This window comes from Streptomyces sp. NPDC091371, assembly GCF_040684275.1.
Lineage (GTDB): Bacteria > Actinomycetota > Actinomycetes > Streptomycetales > Streptomycetaceae > Streptomyces.
In genome coordinates this window covers 11,939-33,901 of record NZ_JBFBFP010000024.1, presented here as the reverse complement: position 1 = coordinate 33,901, position 21,963 = coordinate 11,939, and the positions used below count along the sequence as shown (strand labels likewise).

The 21,963-nt window shown below is 69.2% G+C and carries 11 protein-coding genes; 6 read left to right on the top strand and 5 right to left on the bottom strand.

Features of this window, described 5'->3' with window-relative positions; all coding sequences use genetic code 11:
- Window positions 1–147: 147 nt before the first annotated feature.
- The 5 genes from AB0O21_RS24365 (at window position 148) to AB0O21_RS24345 (ending at window position 4,819) form a co-directional block, all read left to right on the top strand.
- A complete protein-coding gene (locus AB0O21_RS24365) occupies window positions 148–1,224 on the top strand; it encodes an AAA family ATPase (protein ID WP_365173990.1) in 1,077 nt (358 codons plus the stop codon).
- Between the two features lie 88 nt (window positions 1,225–1,312).
- Window positions 1,313–3,127 (top strand): vWA domain-containing protein, encoded by a 1,815-nt coding sequence (locus tag AB0O21_RS24360; protein ID WP_365173833.1) that lies wholly within the window; start codon window positions 1,313–1,315, stop codon window positions 3,125–3,127.
- 144 nt (window positions 3,128–3,271) lie between these two features.
- Window positions 3,272–3,805 (top strand): hypothetical protein, encoded by a 534-nt coding sequence (locus AB0O21_RS24355; protein ID WP_365173831.1) that lies wholly within the window; start codon window positions 3,272–3,274, stop codon window positions 3,803–3,805.
- A gap of 59 nt (window positions 3,806–3,864) precedes the next feature.
- Window positions 3,865–4,341, top strand: a complete 477-nt coding sequence (locus AB0O21_RS24350; RefSeq protein ID WP_365173829.1) for a hypothetical protein — start codon at window positions 3,865–3,867, stop codon at window positions 4,339–4,341.
- A 37-nt stretch (window positions 4,342–4,378) separates the two neighbouring features.
- Window positions 4,379–4,819, top strand: a complete 441-nt coding sequence (locus AB0O21_RS24345; protein ID WP_365173826.1) for a hypothetical protein — start codon at window positions 4,379–4,381, stop codon at window positions 4,817–4,819.
- Between the two features lie 1,456 nt (window positions 4,820–6,275).
- Here AB0O21_RS24345 and AB0O21_RS24340 read toward each other — a convergent pair.
- Window positions 6,276–10,460, bottom strand: coding sequence for a ricin-type beta-trefoil lectin domain protein (locus tag AB0O21_RS24340; RefSeq protein WP_365173824.1), 4,185 nt, complete (start codon window positions 10,458–10,460; stop codon window positions 6,276–6,278).
- 489 nt (window positions 10,461–10,949) lie between these two features.
- On the opposite strand from AB0O21_RS24340, the gene AB0O21_RS24335 reads away from it, so the two are divergent.
- Complete coding sequence (locus AB0O21_RS24335; protein WP_365173822.1) at window positions 10,950–17,168, top strand: RHS repeat-associated core domain-containing protein; 6,219 nt, start codon at window positions 10,950–10,952, stop codon at window positions 17,166–17,168.
- Window positions 17,169–17,884: 716 nt separating this feature from the next.
- Here AB0O21_RS24335 and AB0O21_RS24330 read toward each other — a convergent pair.
- From AB0O21_RS24330 to AB0O21_RS24315, 4 genes are all read right to left on the bottom strand, one after another.
- The gene (locus tag AB0O21_RS24330) at window positions 17,885–18,748 is read right to left on the bottom strand and encodes a helix-turn-helix domain-containing protein (RefSeq protein WP_365173819.1); all 864 of its coding nucleotides are present in this window, start codon (window positions 18,746–18,748) and stop codon (window positions 17,885–17,887) included.
- Between the two features lie 366 nt (window positions 18,749–19,114).
- Window positions 19,115–20,005, bottom strand: coding sequence for an extensin (locus tag AB0O21_RS24325; protein ID WP_365173817.1), 891 nt, complete (start codon window positions 20,003–20,005; stop codon window positions 19,115–19,117).
- On the bottom strand, window positions 20,002–20,937 hold the full coding sequence (locus AB0O21_RS24320) for a bifunctional lytic transglycosylase/C40 family peptidase (RefSeq protein ID WP_365173815.1): 936 nt from the start codon (window positions 20,935–20,937) through the stop codon (window positions 20,002–20,004). The genes AB0O21_RS24325 and AB0O21_RS24320 overlap by 4 nt, the downstream gene beginning before the upstream one ends.
- Window positions 20,934–21,929 (bottom strand): replication-relaxation family protein, encoded by a 996-nt coding sequence (locus AB0O21_RS24315; RefSeq protein WP_365173812.1) that lies wholly within the window; start codon window positions 21,927–21,929, stop codon window positions 20,934–20,936. The genes AB0O21_RS24320 and AB0O21_RS24315 overlap by 4 nt, the downstream gene beginning before the upstream one ends.
- Window positions 21,930–21,963: the final 34 nt, after the last annotated feature.

The window sequence follows — 21,963 nt, the reverse complement described above, 5'->3', positions numbered from 1 at the left end:
AAAGGGTTTGTGATGGCCAATACCGCCGCATCCTCCGTGTCCCCACCCGGGGCCAGCCAGCACCAGCCCTCCTCCAACGCGCCGGTACCGGCGGGTTCACCACCCAGCGCGAACGCGAAGGCGCGGCCGGGGGAGTTGCGCGCCAGGATTGCGCAGGTGCTCGCTGCCGATGCGGCGGCCATGTTCAGCGTCACGGAACTGGCGAGGACGCTGGGGCATTCCGGCGGAGCGGTCGGTAACGCCTGCGAGACCCTGGTGTGCAGGGGCGAGGCCGAACGGGTCGGCATGAACCCGCGCATGTACCGGGCGACCTCCGCAACCGCCGCTGCAGCCCAGCGCGCCGTAGCGCCCCTGCCCGGACCGAGGCAGGCACCCCCGGCGCGGCCGACGACACCTCAGGCGCCTGCGGCACCGCCGCCCAGCGGGCGGCCCTTGCCGGTCACCCGGCCCAACGGGCAGCAGTACCACCCCCGGGCTCTGGCGAACCTCCCCGATGTCGAGGCACTGCGCAAGCTCCGCGAGGCGCAGGTGGCGGTGTTGCTGTACGGGCCACCGGGCACCGGAAAGACCTCGCTGATCGAGGCGGCCTTCCCGGACCTGATCACGGTCGCGGGAGACGGGGACACCACGGTCGGTGACCTGGTCGGCGAGTACACCCAGGACGAAAACGGCGGGTACGAGTTCATCCACGGACCCCTGGTCACCGCCATGCAGGAGGGCCGGGCCCTCCTCCTGGACGACGCCACCCTGATCTCCCCGAAGGTGCTCGCGGCCCTCTACCCGGCGATGGACGGCCGACGGCAGATCCAGGTCAAGGCCCACAAGGGCGAGACGATCACCGCCGCCGAAGGGTTCTACGTGATCGCCGGACACAACCCCGGAGTACACGGCGCGGTCCTCACCGAAGCCCTCGCCAGCCGCTTCTCGGTACAGATCCAGGTCGGCTCCGACTACGACCTCGCAGCCTCCTTGAAGATCAACCGCACGGCGGTGCGGATCGCACGCAACCTGGCCGCCCACCAACAGGCAGGTGAGGTCGGCTGGGCGCCCCAACTGCGGGAACTGATCGCCTTCCAGAAGATCGCCGACGTTCTCGGCACCGAAACCGCCTTCGCCAACCTGGTCGGCATCGCCCCCCTGGAAGACCGCGACACGGTCACCGAGATCGTCACCAAGGCCATCGGCCGCCCGGTCACCGCCCTGGCCCTCGGCCGCCAACTCTGACCCACCCCCGGCCCCACGCCCGCCTGCACGGGTCCCGGCCCCGGCCGGGACCCCCACCCGCAGCCTCCTGAAAGGAATTCGGTCCGTCATGCCCGCACACCCCCACGTACTGCCCGCCCTGCCCACCTGGACCGAGGACGAACGAGACCAGGCCCGCTGGGAGGACGACGGCGGCCCCGCCCACGACCCCCGCCCCCGCCCGCAGGCAGGGCAGTGGCTGCGCATCGCAGCCGCCCTCAGCCAACGCCTCCCCGAACTCGCCGGACGCGAGGACGTCATCGTCACCTGCGAACACGGAACCCGCTCCGGCGCCCCGGCCGCCTTCTACCCCACCACCGCCCAACTGGAGATCGACACCGCCCTCTTCACCCCGCTGCGCCCGGCCACCATCAACCCCGACCGCCCCGGCGACGAGAACCGCTACCCGACTGCCTGGGGAGCCTTCGTGCACGAGGCCGCCCACGCCGCCCACAGCAGGTGGGACATCCCGGACGCTCTCCGAGGCACGGCCCTGGACGCGGCAGCCCAGGTGCTCGAGGAGTCCCGCGCCGAATGCGCCCACCTTGACCGCCGCCCCGGCGACCGGACGTACCTGCGCAGCGCTGTGCACACTCTGATCCTCGACGACTTCACCGCCCAGCCCCTCAGCGATCGCTGGCAGGCGGCCGTGGCGGCCGGGCTGATCCTGGCCCGCCGGGACGCCGGAATCCTCGACGAGGACGAAACCGATCCGCTGGAGAATACGGTCACCGCCATCCTCGGCCCCGACCTCCTCGACACCCTCGCCCAGATTTGGACAGCGGCCCACGCCACCGGGGACGAGGACGGGCAGGCGATGCTGGAGCACGCCCGCGCCTGGTGCGAAGCGCTCGGTACCGAACACGATCAGCCCGAACCCGCCGCGACTGCCCCCGGCGAGGGCGGGGGCGAACTGGCGGAGGCCATCGGCAAGGTTGTTGCCCGGGTGGTCGCGCACGAGGCCGCGCAGGCCTCTGCCCAGGAACGTATCGAAGCCGCCCGAACAGCCCGGACCCGCGCGAAGGCCGCCCAGGCCGCCCAGGCACGGCAGTCCGCGCGCACGGCCGAGAAGGTCTTCGTGCCCGGCGGACGCCCCTACACCCCCGGCAAACCCAGCAAAGCCTTCCCTCCCCGATCGCCCATCACCGGCACCCGGCCGCCCATCGCCGCCGAGAAGGCGGCGGCCGGACAGCTCGCGAGGGCGCTGCGCGCCGCCGCCTACCGGGAACGCACCACCACCGTCACCGCCTCCGCCTCCCCGCCCGGCCGCCTGAACATGCGCCAGGCCCTCGCCCGGGATGCCCAGCGAGCAGCAGGCGCCACCCCGACCGCGACCCCCTGGACACGCACCGTGCACCGGCCGAGTCCCACCCCGCCGCTGAGGGCCGGTATCGCAGTTGACGTCTCCGGTTCCATGGGTGCCGGCGAAGGGCCGATCGCCTCCGCCGCCTGGATCGTCGCCAAAGCCGCATCCCTTACCGACCCCGACTCACGCAGCGCTACTGTCGCCTACGACCAGTCCGTGACCGCGATCACCGCACCCGGACGCACCCCCGCCCAGGTCACCCAATTCGCCGCCACCGGCATGGGCCACAGCCTCGCCGAAGCCATCGACGCCCTGACAGCCGCCCTCGACCTCGACCAGGGCGGAGCCGGCCGACTCCTCGTGATCGCCTCCGACGGCTACTACTCGCCCGGCGAAGCCGCCCGCGCTGCCCAACGCATTGACGCACTACGGGAGACGGGATGCGCGGTGCTGTGGCTCGCCTTCGACCCCGACCCCCGCCCCCTGCCGGGCACCACCGTGCTCGAACTCACCGACCCCGCCCACGCCGCCATCGCGATCGGCAAGGCCGCCACCGCTGCCCTGGCAAGCACCCGCTGACCCCGGCCGCCGGGCACCCGATCCCCGCCCGGCGGCCCCACACGGCAGCCGCACCGCTGCCGGGCCTCCGGCCGGGGCCCGGAACGAGCAACCGCGCTGTACCCCGCCCCGCCACCACACACCGCAGAGGAAGGAACGCGGGACATGTCCATCCGCGCCGTCATCGCCCGGCAAACCCCCGACGGGGGCCTGGCCGGGACCTACCTCCACGGCGGAGATCCCGCCCACGTCGTACCGGTGCTGCTGAGTGCCGTAGCCGGGCACTTCGGCGGGGACGCCGAAGCCCTGGCCCACTACCTGATCGACGACCACCCCGCCGGATGGTCCGCGCTCGGAGGCAACTTCGCCGCTGACCCCGGCTTCATCGAACCCACCCGGGGCAACGTCGGGCTCAGCTTCGCCCAGCACCGCCTCAACCGCTGCTACTGCCACGGGGACCGCACCGACCCGCCCCGCCCGTTCACCGCCGCCGACCTCCAGCCCCTCTGGCACGACTGGGTCTACGTGATCAACCCGGACCGCCTCGACGTGCACGCAACCCGGTACCTGCGCGGTTGGCGCCTGGGCGATGCCCTGATCCCCGAAGGCTCCCTGACCGACGGCTACAGCAAGACGCTGACCATCGCCTGGGACTGCCCGCCCGCCCTGCACCACGGCCTCTTCCCCCACATGCTCTGACTCCTCCGGGGGCCGCCGCCCGGGGCGGCCCCCGCCCCAAACGGAACGGAGAACCTGTCGTGAAGCCCCTCTCCGAGCGCGCCCACGCCGCGGCCGTCTACATCCGCCGCACCACCACCAGCAGCCCGCACGGCCCCTATCGGGGTGAGGAACACGGCCGAACCGCCATCCGGCTGGCCGCTGCCCTCGGCCTCGACCTGGAGCACATCACCACCAACCCGGACTGGCTGCGCCGGCGCACCACCCCAGGCGAGCCGGTCCTGGCCACCGCCACCTGCCCGGCCACCGGCGAGAAGTACACCTTCCTCGCCCGCAGCCCGATCTACGACGACGAGCCCTTCGAACTCCTCGGGCCCTGCCCCGAATGCGGCGGCACGGTACCACTCGCCGAAATCCGCCACCTGGCCGACCTCGGCACCCACCTCGCCCGCCCGCCCCTCACGCCCGGCGACCTCTCGCACAACAACGCGCTACCAGACACCTTCACTCGCGACGAAGGCCACACCACCACCTGCCGCTACGGCGACACCCGCTGATCCGCCCCCTCCGATCCAAGGAAGGACACCGACCGCCATGCCCGACAACACCAGCCGTACTCGCGGCACTGCCGCCAAGAACTCCTTCCCGTCATCCGGAGCAGGTTCCATCCCGCCAACCGCCGCACCCCCGGGCGCCCGGGTCCTGCTCGCCACCCTCGGCATCCACGGAGTCGGCCGCCTTCGCCGCCAGCGCGGCACCCGAGGCGCAACCGGAGCACTCGCCGACCTGCTGTGGAACACAGCATGCGAAGCCGACTACCTCCACGCCCAGCTGTACAGCCACGCCGCTGACGTCCGGGACTGGCTGGACACGCTCCTCGCCACCCCCGGAACCACGTTCACGCCAACCGACGGCGACGTGACCCACTTCGGCCACGTATCGGACCTGCACGCCGCACGACTGGTCCAGCAGATGAGCCAGCTCTCCCTGGTCATGAAGAGCTACCAGGCCGCCGACAGCACGCGCCGAGCGTGACCGAGACCAGTTGACCACATGGGGCCCGGACCGCCCGGGCCCCATACCCCTCCGGCCAACCTCACCAGCTCCGACACCGGAAGGAAGCTTCCCTCATGCCCGGAATCGCGCTGCCGCCCTGGCGCCACCTCCTGGTCCACCAAATCCTCACAATCGCTCACGCCCGCCTCGCCGGCCCCGGAGGCGAGGAGTTTCCCCACCTGGCCCCACTGCTCAGCTGTGCAGCCGACCACGTACTCGCCGGGGACCCCCATGGCCTGGAGGAACAAGTCCTCGCCCAGGCCGTGGCGGAGGCCGCCGCCCACGTGGCGGCCCGGGCCGGCATTACCGTCATGCCGAGCGAACCACGACTTGATGCCTGCCTGAAAGGACTCGACCAGCTCCCCCGTGCCGCTTGCATCGACCTGCTCGCTGCGGCCGTCCGGCACACCGCCCCAGAAACGGCACTGCCGCCCGCCCCGCGTGCCCATACCATCCGTGGCCGGACGCCGTTCTGCAGCCGCCCGGCCGGACCCTGCCCTTGCGCGTGTAGGAACGGTGGCTTCTGCGGCGGCTGCGGTCACGCCGGATGCGGCGGGCGGCGGTGACCTCCACGGCCGGTCAGCGACGGCTTCGAGAGGTTGCCCGTCGTGCCTGTTCCGGACCGCCCTGGTCCCGGTATCTGACACACCGTAGATTTCACGTTCAGACTGGCGAAGGGAACTATGTGATACGAGATCTGGTGTTCACCGAGGTGGCACGCAGCCAGCTCAATGCCATGCAGACAGGTGCGCGGACTGCCGTCGGCAAGGTTCTCCTGGCGCTTATGCAGACTGCGGACCGGGCGGCGGCAGCGACTCGTCCGTGAGGTCGCCGAACGGCTGCGCGAGCAGATCACCCTGCTCGCGCAGCAACTCGCAGCCCCTGAAGCCACCTTGAAACGCTGGAGGACACCCGCAAGTCCGTCCTGGAACTCGCGGCCGAGGACACTGGTGCGCTCACGAGCGGCCTCGTTCGCCGCCGGGCGTGGCCATCGGTACTACCAGCGGCGAGAGCCGCCGCTGAAGATGAGAGTTGACATGCTGGGATACCGCCCACTATCAGTTTGATGCATGTCGAAGCGAGGTCATTGCGGGCCATGGAAAATCAGAGTGGTGGCCGACAAGGGCTTTCTGTCTGCGTGTGAGCTCGTGCAAGTCAGCGCAACGTCGAGCCCGTGTCCACCGCGCACGTGCGCTGTCCTTCTGGGCTGTGCCCTGCAGGCGGTCGCGAAGGGCTGAGGTGGCTGCCGCACAGTCAAGCTGCGCTATCGGCAGCACACTTGGAGATCCGTGATCTCACCGGATTCCTTGAGGATGCATCGGCGGCTGGAATCCCTGATGGGTGGATCACACCGGGCTGATACCGGCACTGGAAGACCGCTGGCCCGCCTCCTCCGGGGTTGCCGGGGGAAGCGGGCCAGGGGCGGTAGGCAGGGTCAGCCGTTGGCGCCCAGGGGTGTGGCGAGGCCAGGTGCGTGCCAGCGTTGGTTGTTGCCGTAGGCGCAGTCGAACAATTCGAGTTGGTTGCCGTTGTCGGTACGGCCGTACGGCACGTCGAGGCAGCGGCCGGATTGCGGGTTGTAGAAGCCACCGGTTGCCGTGGGGAGCCACTGCTGGTTGTAGGCGCCGGTGGCGCAGGTCCACAGCAGGATCGGAGTGCCGTTGGCGGTACCGCCCCCTGCGATGTCGACGCACTTACCACCGATACGCAGTTCACCGTCTGCGGTGATGGCGAACCTCTGAGCAGGGTCGATGTCGGTGTTGCTGCAGTCCCAGATCTGGATGCGGTTGCCGTCGGTGCTGGTGCCACCGGGGTTGTCTGCGCACTTCGCGGAGTTCAGCACGGAGACGAGCTTGGTGCCGATTGCGGTGGGGACGGTGGAGTGGTTGTAGACGGAGACGTTGCTGATGCCCCCTTCGAAGAAGGATGACGGCTTGCTCACGGTCTTGTAGCGGCCCATGACCAGGGGGCCGGTGGCGTTCCATGCGTTGGGTTTGGCGTGGTGGCCGGTGCCGGCCAGGGTGCCGTTGACGTAGAGGGCGATCAGGCCCGTCCGGTCGTCATATGTGGCCGTGAGCTGGGTCCAGACATTGAGCTGGACCTTGGCGGCGTCGTTCATGACGAGGGTCTGGTCGTAGTCCCAGCCGTCGTCGTCCCTCTTGGACATTGCGAACCGCCAGGTACCGTCCTGGTCGTGCCAGAGCATGAACCCGCTGGCATGCTGCCCGTCCTGGCTCAGGACGACACCGGTGGGCTTGTTGGACTTGGCCCAGGCGGAGATGGTGAAACTGCGGGTGGTGTCGACGGCGGGCTTGGAGGCGGTGACCGTGCCCGTGGTTCCGTTGAGGGCGACGACCTTGGTGGCGGTGCCCGCGACGGTGTCGGCGGCCCAGGTGGCGCCAGTGGCGCTGAGGGTGGCGTTGCTACGGCCGCGCAGGTCGACAGCGGTGCTGCCCGTGCCCTCGTTCAGCTTCCAGTGGGAGGTGGAGATGCGGGCGTCGCCCATGGTGTGACCGGCACGGAATCCGGTGACCTTCCCGGAGGTGGCGACGCCATCCCAGGTGCGCAGCCGGTGGAGGCTGTCCAGGGCCCACAGGTCGGGGACGCCGTCGGCGCTGGTGTCGCCGGAGGAGCCGACGACGGGGTGGGTGGTTGCGCTGACGCCTGAGCCGATCTTGGTGCGTTTGGTGTGGTCGCCGAGGGCGGCGGGGTTTCCGGCGACGTTGGCGTACTGGTAGACATCGCCGGTGGTGTTGTCGCGGGCCCACAGGTCGGGGAGGCCGTCGCCGGTGGCGTCGCCGGGGGCGAGGAGGGTGAGGTTGTCCCAGCCGGAGGGGCTCAGGACGAGCACGAGGGGATCGCGTAGTTCGCCGTCCGCGCTGGTGCCTTGGAAGAGCATCAGCGAGTTGTTCGTGCCGTCGTTCTCCACGGTGAGCAGGTCATTGCGAGGTGTGGCGCCCGCTTCGGGCAGGGCGTCGCCGACGGCGAGGATCTGCTTGACCCGGGTCCAGTTCTCGGCGTATTCGCCGCCGCAGGGCTGGCCCGTGGCGGCGACGGTGCAGTCGCTCGCGTAGGGCCGCTCGACGCCCAGGGCCTTGGAGGCGTGGTAGTAGAGCCCGCCGTTGGCTGCGAGGCCGCCCTGGGTGAGGGAGTTGCGGTAGAGCTTGAGCTCTCCGTCGCGGTGTACCCACAGGTCGTCGATGCGGATGCCGTTGCCGCCACGGTGGGTGGTCAGGGTGCCGTTGCCCCAGCCCTTGCCGCCGGGGCTGTTGGCCAAGTTGGAGGCGAGTACACCGCCGGCGGCGGGGTCGGTGGCGGTGGGGTACACGATCAGGTCGCCGTTGTCGGCGGGGGCGATGAAGTCGACGCGTTCGTCGCCGGTGATGTCGCCGAGGGTGGTCTTGGCGTTCGGGTTGTCGGGGACGTAGAAGGTGTAGGTGTGCTGCTGCGAGCGGTTGCCCGCGCGGTCCACGGACTGGACGCGCAGGACGTTGGTGCCCCAGGTCGTCGGAGTCAGCGGGATGGAGGCGCTGCCGTCGGCGGCGGCGTCGATACGGTTGGCGCCGCCCAGGGGGATGGCCGAGTTGAAGGCCCACTCGTAGTACAGGACCCCGCTGATCGTGTCGGCCGACTTCACCGTGAAGGTGCCGGGCTGGCCGATGTGCTTGGTGGAGCCGGGCAGGGTGCCGGAGGGCGGGTATTCGGCCGAGGTGACGACCGGGACCGATGGCGGCTGGGTGTCCATGCTGAACATGCAGCCGTTTACCCAGGCGGATGCCATGTCACCGTCACCGCCCTGGACCTGCCACCAGTAGGTGTGGCCGTCGGAGAGGTTGTTGGGATACGCGGCTGCCCAGTGGGTGCCGGCCGCCTCGTTGCCCCACCCGCTGTCGTAGGCCACGGCCCCGTTGACGTCGTGGACCAGGAAGCGGGCGCTGTTGGGCTGGTCGTCCGGGTCGCCGACCCAGGCGTCGATGCGAAGTCCGGCGTAGCCGGTGGCGCCGATCCAGCCGCAGCCGTTGCCGTTCGCGTTCTGCGGCGCGGGGGTCATGGCGAGGGACCATGGATTGTACGGCGCGCGGTTGTACTCGATGTAGAAGAAGGGCAGGTTGTTCTTGTCGCGTGTGAAGCGCTTGAAGGAGTTGTTGCCGCTGGTCTTCGACTCGTTCGACGCGAAGAGGGCGTATGTGACGTTGCCCCGCCAGGCGTTGCCTGCCAGATGGTCGCGTACATCCCACTCGCCACGTGTGGTCGAGCCGGGGCAGCCGGAGCCGCCCGCACTGTTCATCGAGGTCGTGCGCAGCACCTCCCAGTCCCGCGGCTGCCTGCTCCAGGAGATGTCCGACAGCAGCGGTTCGGTGGAGTGCAGGTCCACGTTGTACGTGTTGGAGCAGGTGGCGTCCGCCGCGTAGGACTGGGTCGCGTTGAACGATGCCTTCTTGATGCTCTTGTCGCCGAGGTCGCCGGTGTCCAGCTGGACGTAGTACCGCTCCAGACCGGTCCGGGACTGCCAACGCTGGTAGCCCACACCCGGATTGTAGGAGTCGGCATAGTCGTCGTAGTTGACGGTGTCCGGGTAGGCCTCCTGGACCCAGGCCCAGTGCTGGGTGCCGCGGCTGGTCGGCTGCCAGGCGGGGTCGATGTATACCGGGTAGGCCGTGGTGGGGTCGGCCAGGAAGGTCTGGTCGGGGGTGAGGGCGAGCGAGTCCTTGCCCAGGTCCGCCTGGAGCCGGACGACCTTTGCGGAGTCGCCCGGGCCGTCGCTGTCCGACGCGGATTTGGCCGGCTCGTCGTCCGTACTCTGGGAGCCGATCGCCGCCTGGGAGAACGCGGTGGCGCTCGATGCCTTGGCGAGTGGGGCCTGGACGGGGGCGGTGGAGTCCCACATGGTCGGGGTCGGGGCGTGGAAGACCGTTCGGCCCGAGGCGTCGGCGGCCTTCAGGTTGCCGTTGGCGTCGGCGAAGACGGTGACGCCCTGGCCCTTGAGACCGGTGGTCAGTTTGGCGAGCATGGGGTGCTTGGCGGCCTCGGCGGACTTGACGACGAGGATCTGCGAGATACCGCCGCCCTCGGTTGCCGTGACCTTGAGGTCTGTGCCCGGTACGACTTCGCGGTAGAGGGCGCTGGCGCCTTCGAGCACGGGTGCGGGAAGTGGCTCGGGCCAGCTCAGCACGAGCTGTCTGCCGTCCTGGTCCAGAGTGGCCAGTGGCGCGGTGCCGCCGCCGGACAGGGTCAGACGGCTCGCTGTGGCCTTCGGGCGGAGCGAGCCGTCGGCCGCCTTGACGAGCGTGGCGTCCAGGTCGGCCCACTTGCCGTCGCGCTTGGTACGCAATGGGGCGACACCGCGCGTCAGGCCCAGCGTGCCGTCCGGGTTGGCCACCACGGTGTCGGTCTCGGTCGTCGCCGCCGGTACGGGCACCGGCTTCCCGGTGCTCTTCGCCTCGGCCAACGCGGCGTTTTCCGCTCGCTCCCGCTCGGTCGTCGGCCGTTCCGGCGGCGTCTGAGCGGCCGGCGCTGCCGGCTTGTCGGCCGCCGACGCGGGCATTGCGCCGACGGATGTGACGGACAGGGCCAGTGCGACCAGCCCCGCCAGTGCGACGGGCCGACGGGCCGGTCGCATTCTTCGTGATATTCCCCCCACGGGAACTCCCCAGTGTGATCGTTTTCGGCGATTCGGCGTGAACGCTAACAGCCCATCCGCTAAGGCCGCCTGTGACAGTACATCCGGAACCCGGTATTCCCGGGAACCATTTCGCAGGATCGCGACAAATCGATCGGGTGAATTCGAGCCATCGTGCATGCAAACAGTTATTTTTCAGAAAATCTTTGGGGACTCGCAGGTCAGGTGGAGATGTCTTGTCCTGATTGGTTCATGTATTGCGAACCGTCAACAGGCTAGGATTCCAGGCCAATTGATCAACTCGGCGACCGTGGGGGGAATGCCGTGTCGGCATCAGCGGCTGGACTTCGAGCGATGAGAAGAAACTCGAAGCTCAAACAGCGCATCGCAGTTCCGGTTCTAGTCGCACTATCACTGGTCGTCGGCTCGGGCACCGCCCAGGCCGCACAGTGGCAGCCTAAAGATCAAAGCCGCTGGTCACCAGGCAAATTGAAGAAGACCGAGTCGGTCTCCGGGAAGAACGCCCCGAAGATCGATCCGAAGACCATCGAGGGTGGCGGCGCCGCAGTCTGGCGCCCGAAGGGCGTGTACTGGCCACCCGCTTCTCAGGCCGAGGTCGATCTCGGTGCCGTGCCACCCGCCGCTCCGCACGGTTCGCTCTTCACCGCCGCCGTCCCTTCCGATGTCCCGGCGGCTCCCGTCGCCGACCCGCGCCGTGCGGGAGCGGCTCCTGTCTGGGTGAGCCCCGGCTCGGCCAAGGACGCTCCGCGCTCGGGCAAGGCCGCGGTGCAGCTCACGGACAAGGCCGCCGCCGAGAAGGCCGGCATCCAGGGCCTGCTGCTCGCGGTCCGTCCGGCCGGGGGAGCGGTCAAGGCCGGTCCGGTCAAGGTCTCGGTGGACGTCTCGCACATCGCGGGCGCCTTCGGTGGCGACTGGCTCTACCGGACCCGTCTGGTCACGCTGCCGCAGTGCGCGCTGACCACCCCTGAGCGCGCGGAGTGCCGTACGCAGACACCCGTGACCACCGTTCGCGACGGTGACCGGGCCGGGCTGCTCAGCGCGGAAGTGCCCCTCAAGGGCGGCTCCGCAGCCGAGAGCATGCGTATGAGCACGGCTTCCACTGCCTCGGACGGGGCCACGGTGCTCGGCGTGACGACCGCGCCAGGCGGACCCGCCGGCACCTACGCCGCCACCAGCCTGGCACCTTCGGGCAAGTGGACCAGCGGCAAGAGCACAGGCGGTTTCTCCTGGTCGTACCCGATCGCCGTACCGGACGCGCTGGGCGGCACCAAGCCCGCCATCTCCCTCTCCTACAGCTCGCAGTCCGTGGACGGCCGCACCGCCGCCACGAACAACCAGGCCTCATGGATCGGCGAGGGCTGGGACTACTCACCCGGCTTCGTCGAGCGCACCTTCAAGCCCTGCGCCAAGGACGGCCAGGCCAACTCCAGCGAGCAATGCCTGTCCGGTCACAACGCGACGGTGTCCCTGGACGGCAAGTCCTCGACCCTGGTCCGCGACGACACCTCCGGCACGTGGCGGCTGGAGAACGACGACGCCTCAAAGGTCGAGAAGCTGACCGGCGCGACCAACGGTGACAACAACGGCGAGTACTGGAAGATCACCACACCGGACGGGACCCAGTACTACTTTGGCGCCGGCCGCAAGCCCGGCAGCCCCACGGCGCCAGCCACCAACTCTGCCTGGACTACGCCCGTGTACGGCAACAATGCGGGTGAGGAGTGCAACAAGTCGACCTTCGACGCCTCCTGGTGCCAGCAGGCCTGGCGCTGGAACCTCGACTTCGTCGTCGACCCGCGCGGCGGTGTGACTACCCACTGGTATGACACGGAGACCAACTACTACAAGCGCGGCGTGTCCGAGGCGACGCCCAACGGCACCCTCGAGCAGTACATCCGCGGCGGCAACCTCGCCAAGATCACCTACGGTTCGAAGCTGACCGACCCGGACACGGTCAAGCCGACCGCCCAGGTCCTCTTCGACACCGCCGAGCGCTGCCTCCCGGACGCCGCCTTCGACTGCGCACCGGACAAGCTGACCAAGGACAACGCGGCCACCAAGTGGCCCGATGTCCCCTTCGACCAGAAGTGTGCGGCCACCGGAACCTGCGAGAACTACTCCGCCACGTTCTGGACCACCAAGCGCCTCACCAAGATCACCACCCAGGTCCTGAACGCCACGGGCGACTACGACAGCGTCGACTCCTACGCCCTCACGCACCAGTTCCCGAACCCGCAGGACCAGACCGCGCCCGCGCTGTGGCTCGCTTCCCTCCTGCACACCGGCCACGACGGTGCGACCGCGCTCCCGTCCAAGCCGGTCGTCTTCTACGGCCAGCTGAGGAACAACCGCGTCGATTCCAGCGGAGACAACAGGCCGGCCATGAACCGGCACCGCATCGTCAAGATCAAGTCCGAGACGGGCGGAATCACCGACATCGGCTACGCCGACCCGGACTGCGCACCGGGTACGGGCCTGCCCACGGCCCAGGACTCCAATGCCACCCGCTGCTACCCGGTGTACTGGAACCCGGATCCCAAGAGCCCGAACGATCCGACCCTGGACTGGTTCCACAAGTACGTCGTCAACCGAGTGACCGAACTCGACAACATCGCCGGCTCCCGCCCTCAGGAGACACGGTACGAGTACGTCGGCGGCGCCGCCTGGCACCGCGACGACGAGGAGCTCACCGAGGACAAGCGCCGCACCTGGAACCAGTTCCGCGGCTACGAACAGGTCATCACCCGCGCCGGCACCGCCCCCGACGCCGTCTCGAAGACCGCGACCTTCTACCTGCGTGGCATGGACGGCGACGTCAAGGCCGATACGACCAAGCGCACCTCCACCTTCACCGGCCTCACAGGGAACACGATCAAGGACTCCAACCCGCTCGCGGGCGCCGTCCGAGAGACCCAGACCTTCGCATCCGACGGCGGCGAACTCGTCGCCATCACCCAGAACGAGCCCTGGCTCTCCGAGGTCACCTCCACCCGCAGCCGCGGCACCAAGCTCCCCGCGCTCACCGCCCAGATGCAGCGCGACGGCTCCTCCCGCGAGAAGAAGCTGCGCGCCGACAAGACCTGGCAGACCACCTCGGAGACCGTTAAGTACGACGACACCTACGGCATGGAAGAGTGGACCCGAGACCAGGCGGACGGGCTTCCCGACACCTGCACCACCACCTCCTACGCCCGTAACACCGCCGCCTGGATGGTTGACCGCGCCTCCGAGACGGTTCAGATCCAGAGCAGCGACTGCGCCACCGCCGCGACCGAGGCGAACACCCTCAGCCGCAACCGCACGTTCTACGACGGCCAGCCCCACGGAACCCTCACTGGTCCCGGCCAGGTCACCAGCACCGAGGAACTGGACCGCTTCGAAGCCGGACAGCCGAAGTACAGCCTGAAGAGCACCACCGCCTACGACGCCTACGGCCGCGTCATCAGCGCCACCGACGTCGCCGGTGCCAAGACCACGACGGCGTACGAACCGGCCGCGCCGGCCCGCGCCACCATGCTCAAGGTCACCAACGCCAAGGACTGGACCACCACGACCACCCTGCACCCGCTGCGCGGGGTCCCGGTCAAGACCGTGGACCAGAACAACCGCACCACCGAGGTGTCCTACGACGCGCTCGGCCGCACCACCGCCGTCTGGCTGCCCGGCCGCGCCCGCACCTCCACCGCGAGCAAGGTGTTCACCTACGACCTCAGCAACACCACCACCAGTACGGTCACCACCCAGACCCTCCGCGCCGACCAGTCCTACGCGACGTCCATCGCCATCCTCGACGCGCTCGGCCAACAGGTCCAGGTCCAAGCGGTACCGCAGAACGGTGACCCGGAGCGGCGTCTGATCACCGACTCCTGGTACGACAGCCACGGCCGCGCCGCCAAGACCAACAACACCTACGTCAACGCGGACTCCGCCCCGAGCAAGACCCGCTTCATCGCCGACGAGAACATGATCCCGTCGACGACCACCACGCTCTACGACGGCCTCGGACGCCCGACCGCCAATGTGTTCTCTTCCAAGGCGCAGGAACAGTGGCGCACCGTCACCGCCTACCCCGGAGTCGACCGCACCGACACCATTCCACCCAAGGGGGAGAGCGCCAGCACCGTGATCACCGATGCCCTCGGGCGCACAGTGGAGCGGCGTAAATACAAGACCGGCAACCCCACGGGCGAGTACGACACCACCCGCTACGCGCACAACACCGACGGCAAACTGACCCGGATCACCGACCCCGCCGGCAACGCCTGGACCTACGACTACGACCTCCGCGGCCGCCAGATCCGCTCGGTCGACCCCGACAAGGGCACCTCGACCGTCACCTACGACAACGCCGACCGCCCCGTCTCCACCCAGGACGCCCGCGGCACCAAGGTCTTCACCAGCTACGACATCCTCGGCCGCCCCACCTCCCGCAACAAGGACACCGCCGACGGCACCACACTGGCCACCTACGAATACGACACCCTCCTGCCCGGCCAGCTGACCGCCTCCACCAGCTGGGTGGACGGCAAGCCCTGGCGGCAGGAGACCACTGGCTACGACATCGGCTACCGGCCCACCGGCACCAAACTGACCGTCCCCGCCGGCGAAGGCGCCCTCACCGGCACCTACACCGCCGCAACCGACTACAACCCCATCACCGGACTGGAACGCCGCACCACACTGCCCGCCATGGGCGGCCTGCCCTACGAACGCCTCTACACCGGCCGCAACATCAACGGCCTGCCCGTCACCTACGGCGCGGACAACGACGGTTACGTCAACTTCACCGACTACGACGAACTCGGCCAGGTCCAGCGCACCACGTTCGGCGACGATCCACGCCAGGTCAGCCTCACCCAGACCCACGACCAGGCTACCGGCCGTCTCTTGAACACCCAGCTCAATAAGCAGGACTCAGCCACCCCGGTCGACGTCACCGACTACACCTACGCCCCCGCCGGCGACGTCACCTCCGTCACCAGCACCCAGGGCGCCGCACGCGACACCCAGTGCTTCACCTACGACTACCTGCGCCGCCTCACTCAGGCCTGGACCGACACCGGAACCACCACCACCCAGCCCGGCCCCTCCGTCCCCGGCATCGGCGGCTGCACCAACACCACCCCGCAGGCCGGGAAGATCGGCGGCACGGCCCCCTACCACCAGTCCTTCACCTACGACGTGACCGGCAACCGCACCTCCTCCACCGACCACGACCCCGTCGGCGACACCGCCAAGACCGTCACCACCACCCACACCTACCCGGCCCCCGGCTCCCCGCGCCCGCACGCCCCGACCTCCAACACCCGCACCACCGGCACCGGCCCAGCCGTCACCAAGCCCACCACCTACGACGCGGCGGGCAACACACTCACCCGCCCCGACGCCGCCGGCACCACGCAAACCCTGACCTGGACACCCGAAGGCCGCCTCGCCACAGCAACGACGGCCGTCGGCACCTCCACCTACCTCTACGACGCGGACGGCAACCGCCTGCTCCGCAAGGACCCGGGTAAGACCACCCTCTACCTCGGCTCGAACGAACTCACCCTCAACACCACCACCAACACGGTCACCGGCACCCGCTACTACGCGACCCCCGGCGGCACCACCATCGTCCGCACCTCCACCGGCACGCTCTCCTACATCGCCGCCGACCACCACAACACCGGCACCACTGCCATTGACGCCACCACCCTCCAGGTCCAGCGCCGCGTCACCAAACCGTTCGGCGAAGACCGCGGCACCAAGCCGGCCGCCTGGCCGGGCGAACGAGGCTTCGTCGGAGGAACCCAGGACAAGACCACAGGCCTTACCCACCTCGGCGCCCGCGAGTACGATCCGATCCTCGGCCGCTTCATCTCCGTAGACCCGAAGATGGTGGTCGACGACCCCCGCCAGCACAACGCCTACCAGTACGCCAACAACAGCCCCCTCACCGAATCTGACCCCACCGGCGAAGCCCTCGAAGAGTGCAAGAGCGGCATGTACACCTGCACCAACGCCGGCACCAAACCCACCGGATACGGAAACAACTACGAGCGAGAGGTCAGCAACAGCGGCGGAGCACTCTCCCCCGAGTATCTGGAGCAGAAGAACCGCAACAAGGGCGCATGCCGCCATGATCCTGACTGCAACAAGAGGGGTCGGACCGGAAAGTCCGGCAACGGAAAGAGTCAGAAGCCGCAAGCTCCTAGTCCGTTCCAGATGGCACTGAAGCAGGTAGGAAGTAAGATCAGCGGGAAAGTAGAAGACCTCGCGGATAAATATTTCCCGAAAACTACTGGCTTCTGCGGCACCGCCTCAGTCTCGGCGGGCGTTGCAGTTGGCTTCACAGGATGCCTCGTGTCCGACTATGACGGGAAGGATTCGATGGGTATTACACTCACGCCGTCTTTCGGCCTCGGTGGCGCGGAAGCCAATATTTCTGGGGATGTGATGTACTCGAACGCCGACGAATTGGAGCAACTGGCTGGCTGGGCCGGCCAGCTGGACGTCAATGTCGGCGAGGGGCCCGTTCTGCATGGTTCACTTGGGACTGGCGGTACTCTGAACTCTGCCGGTGGCCAGGTGTGGGTGATGCAAGTGGGGGGAGGGTTGGGGCTGAATTATATCCCCCCAATCGTTCCGGCCAACGTCACGGCCTCCGTGGGATATACTTTCGTCTTCCCGATTTGGGAGGAATAGCAATTTGAAGGGCTCTCGCGAGTTCCACATTCCTCGCGAGGGCCCTTCGGGCTGTACTGTAGGGGAGCATTGGAGAACGGGAGGGAGTGTAGGAATGCAGCAAACTATGATCGCAGTCGAGGCTTCTGTGGGAGGGAAGGTCTTTCTGGGGTTCGTGGGTTTGATATTCTGTCTACTTGGAATAATCTTCACTTCTAGAGTTCGTAAAGTTTCCGACGTGGCAAGCGGAATACTCGAGAAAGTGAACGAGCCCTCGGATGGCTTTCGTCCAACTCGCAAGCACATAATTGTGTTTGGGGCTGTTTTTCTTGCTGTAGGAGTGCTCTCCGTGACTCTGTCCCTCACCTTGCTGCTCGCGTAGGATCACCGGCCGTCACCTGCGAAAGGGGAAGCGGACGACGGCGCAGGACGCGCGGGCTCCGAAGGGTCCCGGAAAGCGTATACAAGCAGGGGAATCTCTTCGCCGCGGCCGTTGTCCACTGCGTCGGCCCGGCCACAGGCCCACGCCCCCACCAGACGGCGGGTCATCCCCGTGTCCACAGAGGGCACCAGTCCGAGTACGCGAGGCTGACCCGCCGCCTGCGATCGGACGGGCGCATCTTCGGTTGGTGATGTGGTTTGGAGACCATGTCGGGTGCGATGCGACGCCGCGAGGCCCGGCGGCGGCCACCCCGTGAATGGGATGCCCGCCGCCGGGCCTCATGGCGTGTCGGCTGCTACTCGGTGCCCGCTTCGGTGGCGGCCAGCCGGTAGGTGCGCGGCCTGTCGCTGACCTGCTCGGAGATGCCCTGGTGGGTGAGGGTGACCAGGGCGTTGGCGATGGCCCCGGAGGACTTCTCGATCGCGCGGCTGATCTTGGTCGCGGTGAACGCCGCGCCAGGGTGGGCCTGGAGGTGGTCGATGACCATCTGTCGCAGGGCTCCGGGTGCCAGCCGCTTCTTCTCGCCCGGCAGGGGGATCGGCTCCGCTGTCTGAGCCGCTCGTCCCGTGTCGGCCTGCGGGGTGGGAGTGGCCTCGGGGTCATCGTGGGAGTCCTCGCCGTGCGGGTCTTCGTCGCCGTCGTCTCCCGCAGCGGGCTCGGCTTCCTGGGGCGGTGAAACCTGCGGGGTGTCCGTCGTTGGGAGGGTGGGCGGGGCTTCGGCGGGGTCGCACGGCTCGGAGGTGGTGTCGGGTTCGGTTTCGGTCGAGCCCGTGGGGGTGTCCGTGTCGTTAGCGTCCGGCGCAGGGGTGTTCTCCGGCCGGGTTTCCGGCTGGGTGTCGGCGTGGGGTTGGCGGGGCTCGTCGCCGTTGGTGGCCTCGGTGGAGGGGGCGGGGTGCCAGCGGTCGGGGGTGCGGCGGGGGCCGTCGTGGCCGCCGGGAATGCGCACGGCCAGGCCGCGCTCCTCCAGGGTGACCAGAGCCTTGCCCGTGGTGGAGCGCCCCAGGCCGGCCGCGAGGGCGAGTTCAGCGACCGTGGCGGGCTCGATGAGCCCCGCCAGCTCGGTGTACAGCGCGGCGGGTGCGCCGGTGAGTCCGTTGACCGGTTTCGGGTTGGGCGCCACGTGCAGCGTACGGGTGCTGTCAGGGGTCGTGTCGGACATGAGGGGGGCCTCGCTTCCGTGAGAAGGGGGGGTGAGGTCCCCGGCCGGGGTGCGGACCGGTCGTGAGGTCCGCGGGTGTCCAGCCGAGCGCGTGCGCACCGCGTTGGTCTCGGGCGTGAACATGGCTGTGGCGCGAGCGGGTTGTGCATCTGGGACCGCTCGGTTCGTCGGCCACGACCATGGACGCTCGATGTCGGGTAGGAAGTCAAGCGGGTCGATCGACCCCGTGTAAGACCACGTCAGAGAGGTGTGCGGTCGTGTCCCGGATCCGGTGTGCGCCGATCGGCGAGCGGTCACAGCGCGGCGGTGGGGGCGACCGTCCGATCGGCGATACGGACAGGCGGATCGGATGTCAGACGGCTCGGATCATCTGGACGGGTGGCCCGGATCGGCGTGGCGGGCAAGTAGTTGCTCGTGGATCTGCCGGGCGCGGCGAGGACCGAGATGGAGATCGGTGCGCAGACGCCAGATGCTCACCGGACTGCCCGTCGTGGCCCGGGCAGTCCGGTCGAGCGCGACGGCACGTGGCCACACGTCGGCGTTCGCCGCCCCGTGGGGGTCCGGGTCGGATTTGGGGGGCATGGGCTTGCCGCCGGGCAGGCTGTCGCCCGTGTGGGGGCCGCTGTGGCCCGGTGTGGTGCCGGGGCCCGGTATGGTGCCGGGGCCGGTGCCCACGACGTCTTCGACGGTGGATCTGTCCTTCGGCTGTGGAGTGTTGACCGGATCTGGATTGGCGTCGCCCGGATCGGTACGCGTTCGGGGCGATCGGTGTACGGGGACTGCGGGTGGATCGGTGGGATCGGCGGGCCCGATCCGGTCCAGCAGATCGGTGACGGTCCGCCGGTAGGCGGCGATCGTCTCTGTCAGGGCGATCAGGAGCAGGGCCGGAGTCAGGTGCAGCAGTACGGCTGCCGGATCGGCACGGCGTGGCCAGCCGATCTGGCCGTCGGGCCACAGGCTCTCCCAGGAGTTCATCAGCGCTGCGGTGCATCCGGCGCTCCAGCGCAGGGTGGTGGACCAGGCGGGTGGGCGGATGCCCCAGGAGGCGAGGCGGGCGTCCACGTACAGGACGCCGGCCAGGGCGGTGCCGATCATCGGGTCGAGGAGGATCGCGATCGGCAGGGGCACGTTGCGGGTGGTGGCGAAACGGGTGACGTTGACCGTGGTGAAGATCAGCGCGAGGAGTCCGACGGCGCACAGCACCCAGGTCATGGTCCGCAGGAGTTTGATGGCCTCGCGGGCGGCGGGCTGCTTCACCGGGCGCCTCCTCGTGCCGTCGGCCGTGTGGCGCCCTGGTAAGAGGCGCCGTGGATGTTCGCCGGTCCCTGGCGGACGACAGTGCCGGGGCGCGGTGCGTCTACGGACTGCCCGCCTCCGGCGTAGATGGCGACGTGGGTGATGTGGCGGGGGCTGGTGCCGAAGAACAGCAGGTCGCCGGGTGCGGGTGGGGCGCCTTTCGGGAGGCGGGGGCCGGCGTCGTACTGGGCCTGTGCGACGCGGGGGATGCCGATTCCGGCGGCGCGGTAGGCGGCCTGGGTGAGGCCGGAGCAGTCGAAGCCTCCCTCGGACGGGCCGTCGCCGCCCCACACGTACGGGGTGCCGATCTGGGCACGGGCGAAAGCAACCGCCTGGGCTGCTGCCTGACTTGCCGCCGGTGCGGCGGCAGCGTATTCGGAGGCGATTTTCAGGACTTCGTCGACGTACGCGTCGCTGTGGTTGTAGTGCCAGATGGCGCGTCGGAGGTTCCGTCCGCCTTTTGCTCCGTTGGCGCACAGGAGTCGGGCGGCGGCGTGGACGGCGTCGACCGGGTCCCAAGGGGTGGGAGGGTTCTTCCCGCCCGGCGGTACGGGATGCGCGTACGCGGTGAAGGTGGAGGGCAGGAACTGCATCGGCCCTACCGCCCCTGCTGAGGAGACCATGGTGGGGTGCCGTGCGTGGTTGGTCTCGACCTTGCCGATCGCGGCGAGGACACTCCAGGACAGGCCCGGGCACTCAGGCGCGGCCCGCTGGTAGAGGGCGAGCATGTGGGGCGGGATGTCGGCGAGGGCGTGCTTGCTTGGCGCGGCCGACACGCTGCCGCCTGGGAGGAGGCTGCCGATCGCCGCGGCGACGATGACGACTGCGAGTACGGGCAGGGCCAGGACGGCGCATCCGATACCCGTGACGGTTTTGGTGGTCAGCGAACTCACCCTGCGGCCCCGGGGTCGGGGGGCAGTGGTTGCACGGGGAGGGTGAGGGCGGTGTCGGCGTCGGTCGCCTCCAGCCCGGCGGCGGGGGTGAGATGCGGCCAGCGGGTGGCTAGCTGGGTGAGGGTGGTGCGGCTGGTGTCGCCGCCCTGGAGCGGGCTCCACCAGGGGCCCCAGGGGCTGGAGGTGGTGAAGTCCGCGGACGAGGTGGCCACGCTCAGGCCCAGCTCGCGTGCGGGGGCGGCGAGGCGGCGGCGTAGGGCCTGGTCGCGCGAATGGGTACGGGTATGGATGAGCAGGGCGGGCTGTGTGCTGGTGGTGGTGCAGAAGGCGGCGTAGCCGACGAGTTTCGCCTCGACACGCGGCAGGGGCTGGCTGCCGGTGTCGTACTCGAGGAGGAACGACAGCCTGGCTTCCCCTTCTTGCCATTCGGCGTAGGCGTCGGGGCGGACGATGTCGCCCCAGCGGCGGGCGCAGGATCTCTCCGAGAGCCAGATGTTCAATCCCGCGAGCGGGGTGGTGCCGGTCCGGGCGCGGGCGGCGAGGTGGGTGAGGAGTTCGTTGACGCCGAGGTCGTGGCCGAGAGAGGGGGAGTAGGCGATGCGGCCGGTGTGGCTGGGGCGCCAGCCGAGGTCGGCGAGGTCGCATCCAGCGTGGGCGGCGAGGACGGCGGCGCCGGCGGGGCCGAGGGTGTAGTGCTCGGGCGCTGATCCGGTCTGCGTCAGGGGACGGAAGGAGTCGAGGACGCCGCTGTCGTGGAGGGTGCGCAGGCGGCGCTGTGCGGAGCGCAGTGAGGTGTAGGCGAGGCTCGTGATCTGGTGGGTGGTCAGGACGCGGTGTTCGTGGAGCATCCGGGCCAACCACAAGTCGCGGGGGGTGAGGATGCGGGCGAGGGCTGCGACGTCGGTGTGCCGCGCGGGACGGCGGCGGCTGGTGGCGGCGCGGGCGGTGTAGCGGGAGCCGGGGCCGGAGGCAGGGCGCGGGAGCGCGGGCATGACGGGGCACCACCTGGAGGGAGGAGGGCTGGGG

What these genes read in the sequence shown, in the direction of transcription:
- AB0O21_RS24360 (WP_365173833.1), top strand. Translation starts at nt 1,313, where the DNA reads ATGCCCGCACACCCCCACGTACTGCCCGCCCTGCCCACCTGGACCGAG.
- AB0O21_RS24355 (WP_365173831.1), top strand. Translation starts at nt 3,272, where the DNA reads ATGTCCATCCGCGCCGTCATCGCCCGGCAAACCCCCGACGGGGGCCTG.
- AB0O21_RS24345 (WP_365173826.1), top strand. Translation starts at nt 4,379, where the DNA reads ATGCCCGACAACACCAGCCGTACTCGCGGCACTGCCGCCAAGAACTCC.
- AB0O21_RS24340 (WP_365173824.1), bottom strand. Translation starts at nt 10,460, where the DNA reads ATGCGACCGGCCCGTCGGCCCGTCGCACTGGCGGGGCTGGTCGCACTG.
- AB0O21_RS24330 (WP_365173819.1), bottom strand. Translation starts at nt 18,748, where the DNA reads ATGTCCGACACGACCCCTGACAGCACCCGTACGCTGCACGTGGCGCCC.
- AB0O21_RS24315 (WP_365173812.1), bottom strand. Translation starts at nt 21,929, where the DNA reads ATGCCCGCGCTCCCGCGCCCTGCCTCCGGCCCCGGCTCCCGCTACACC.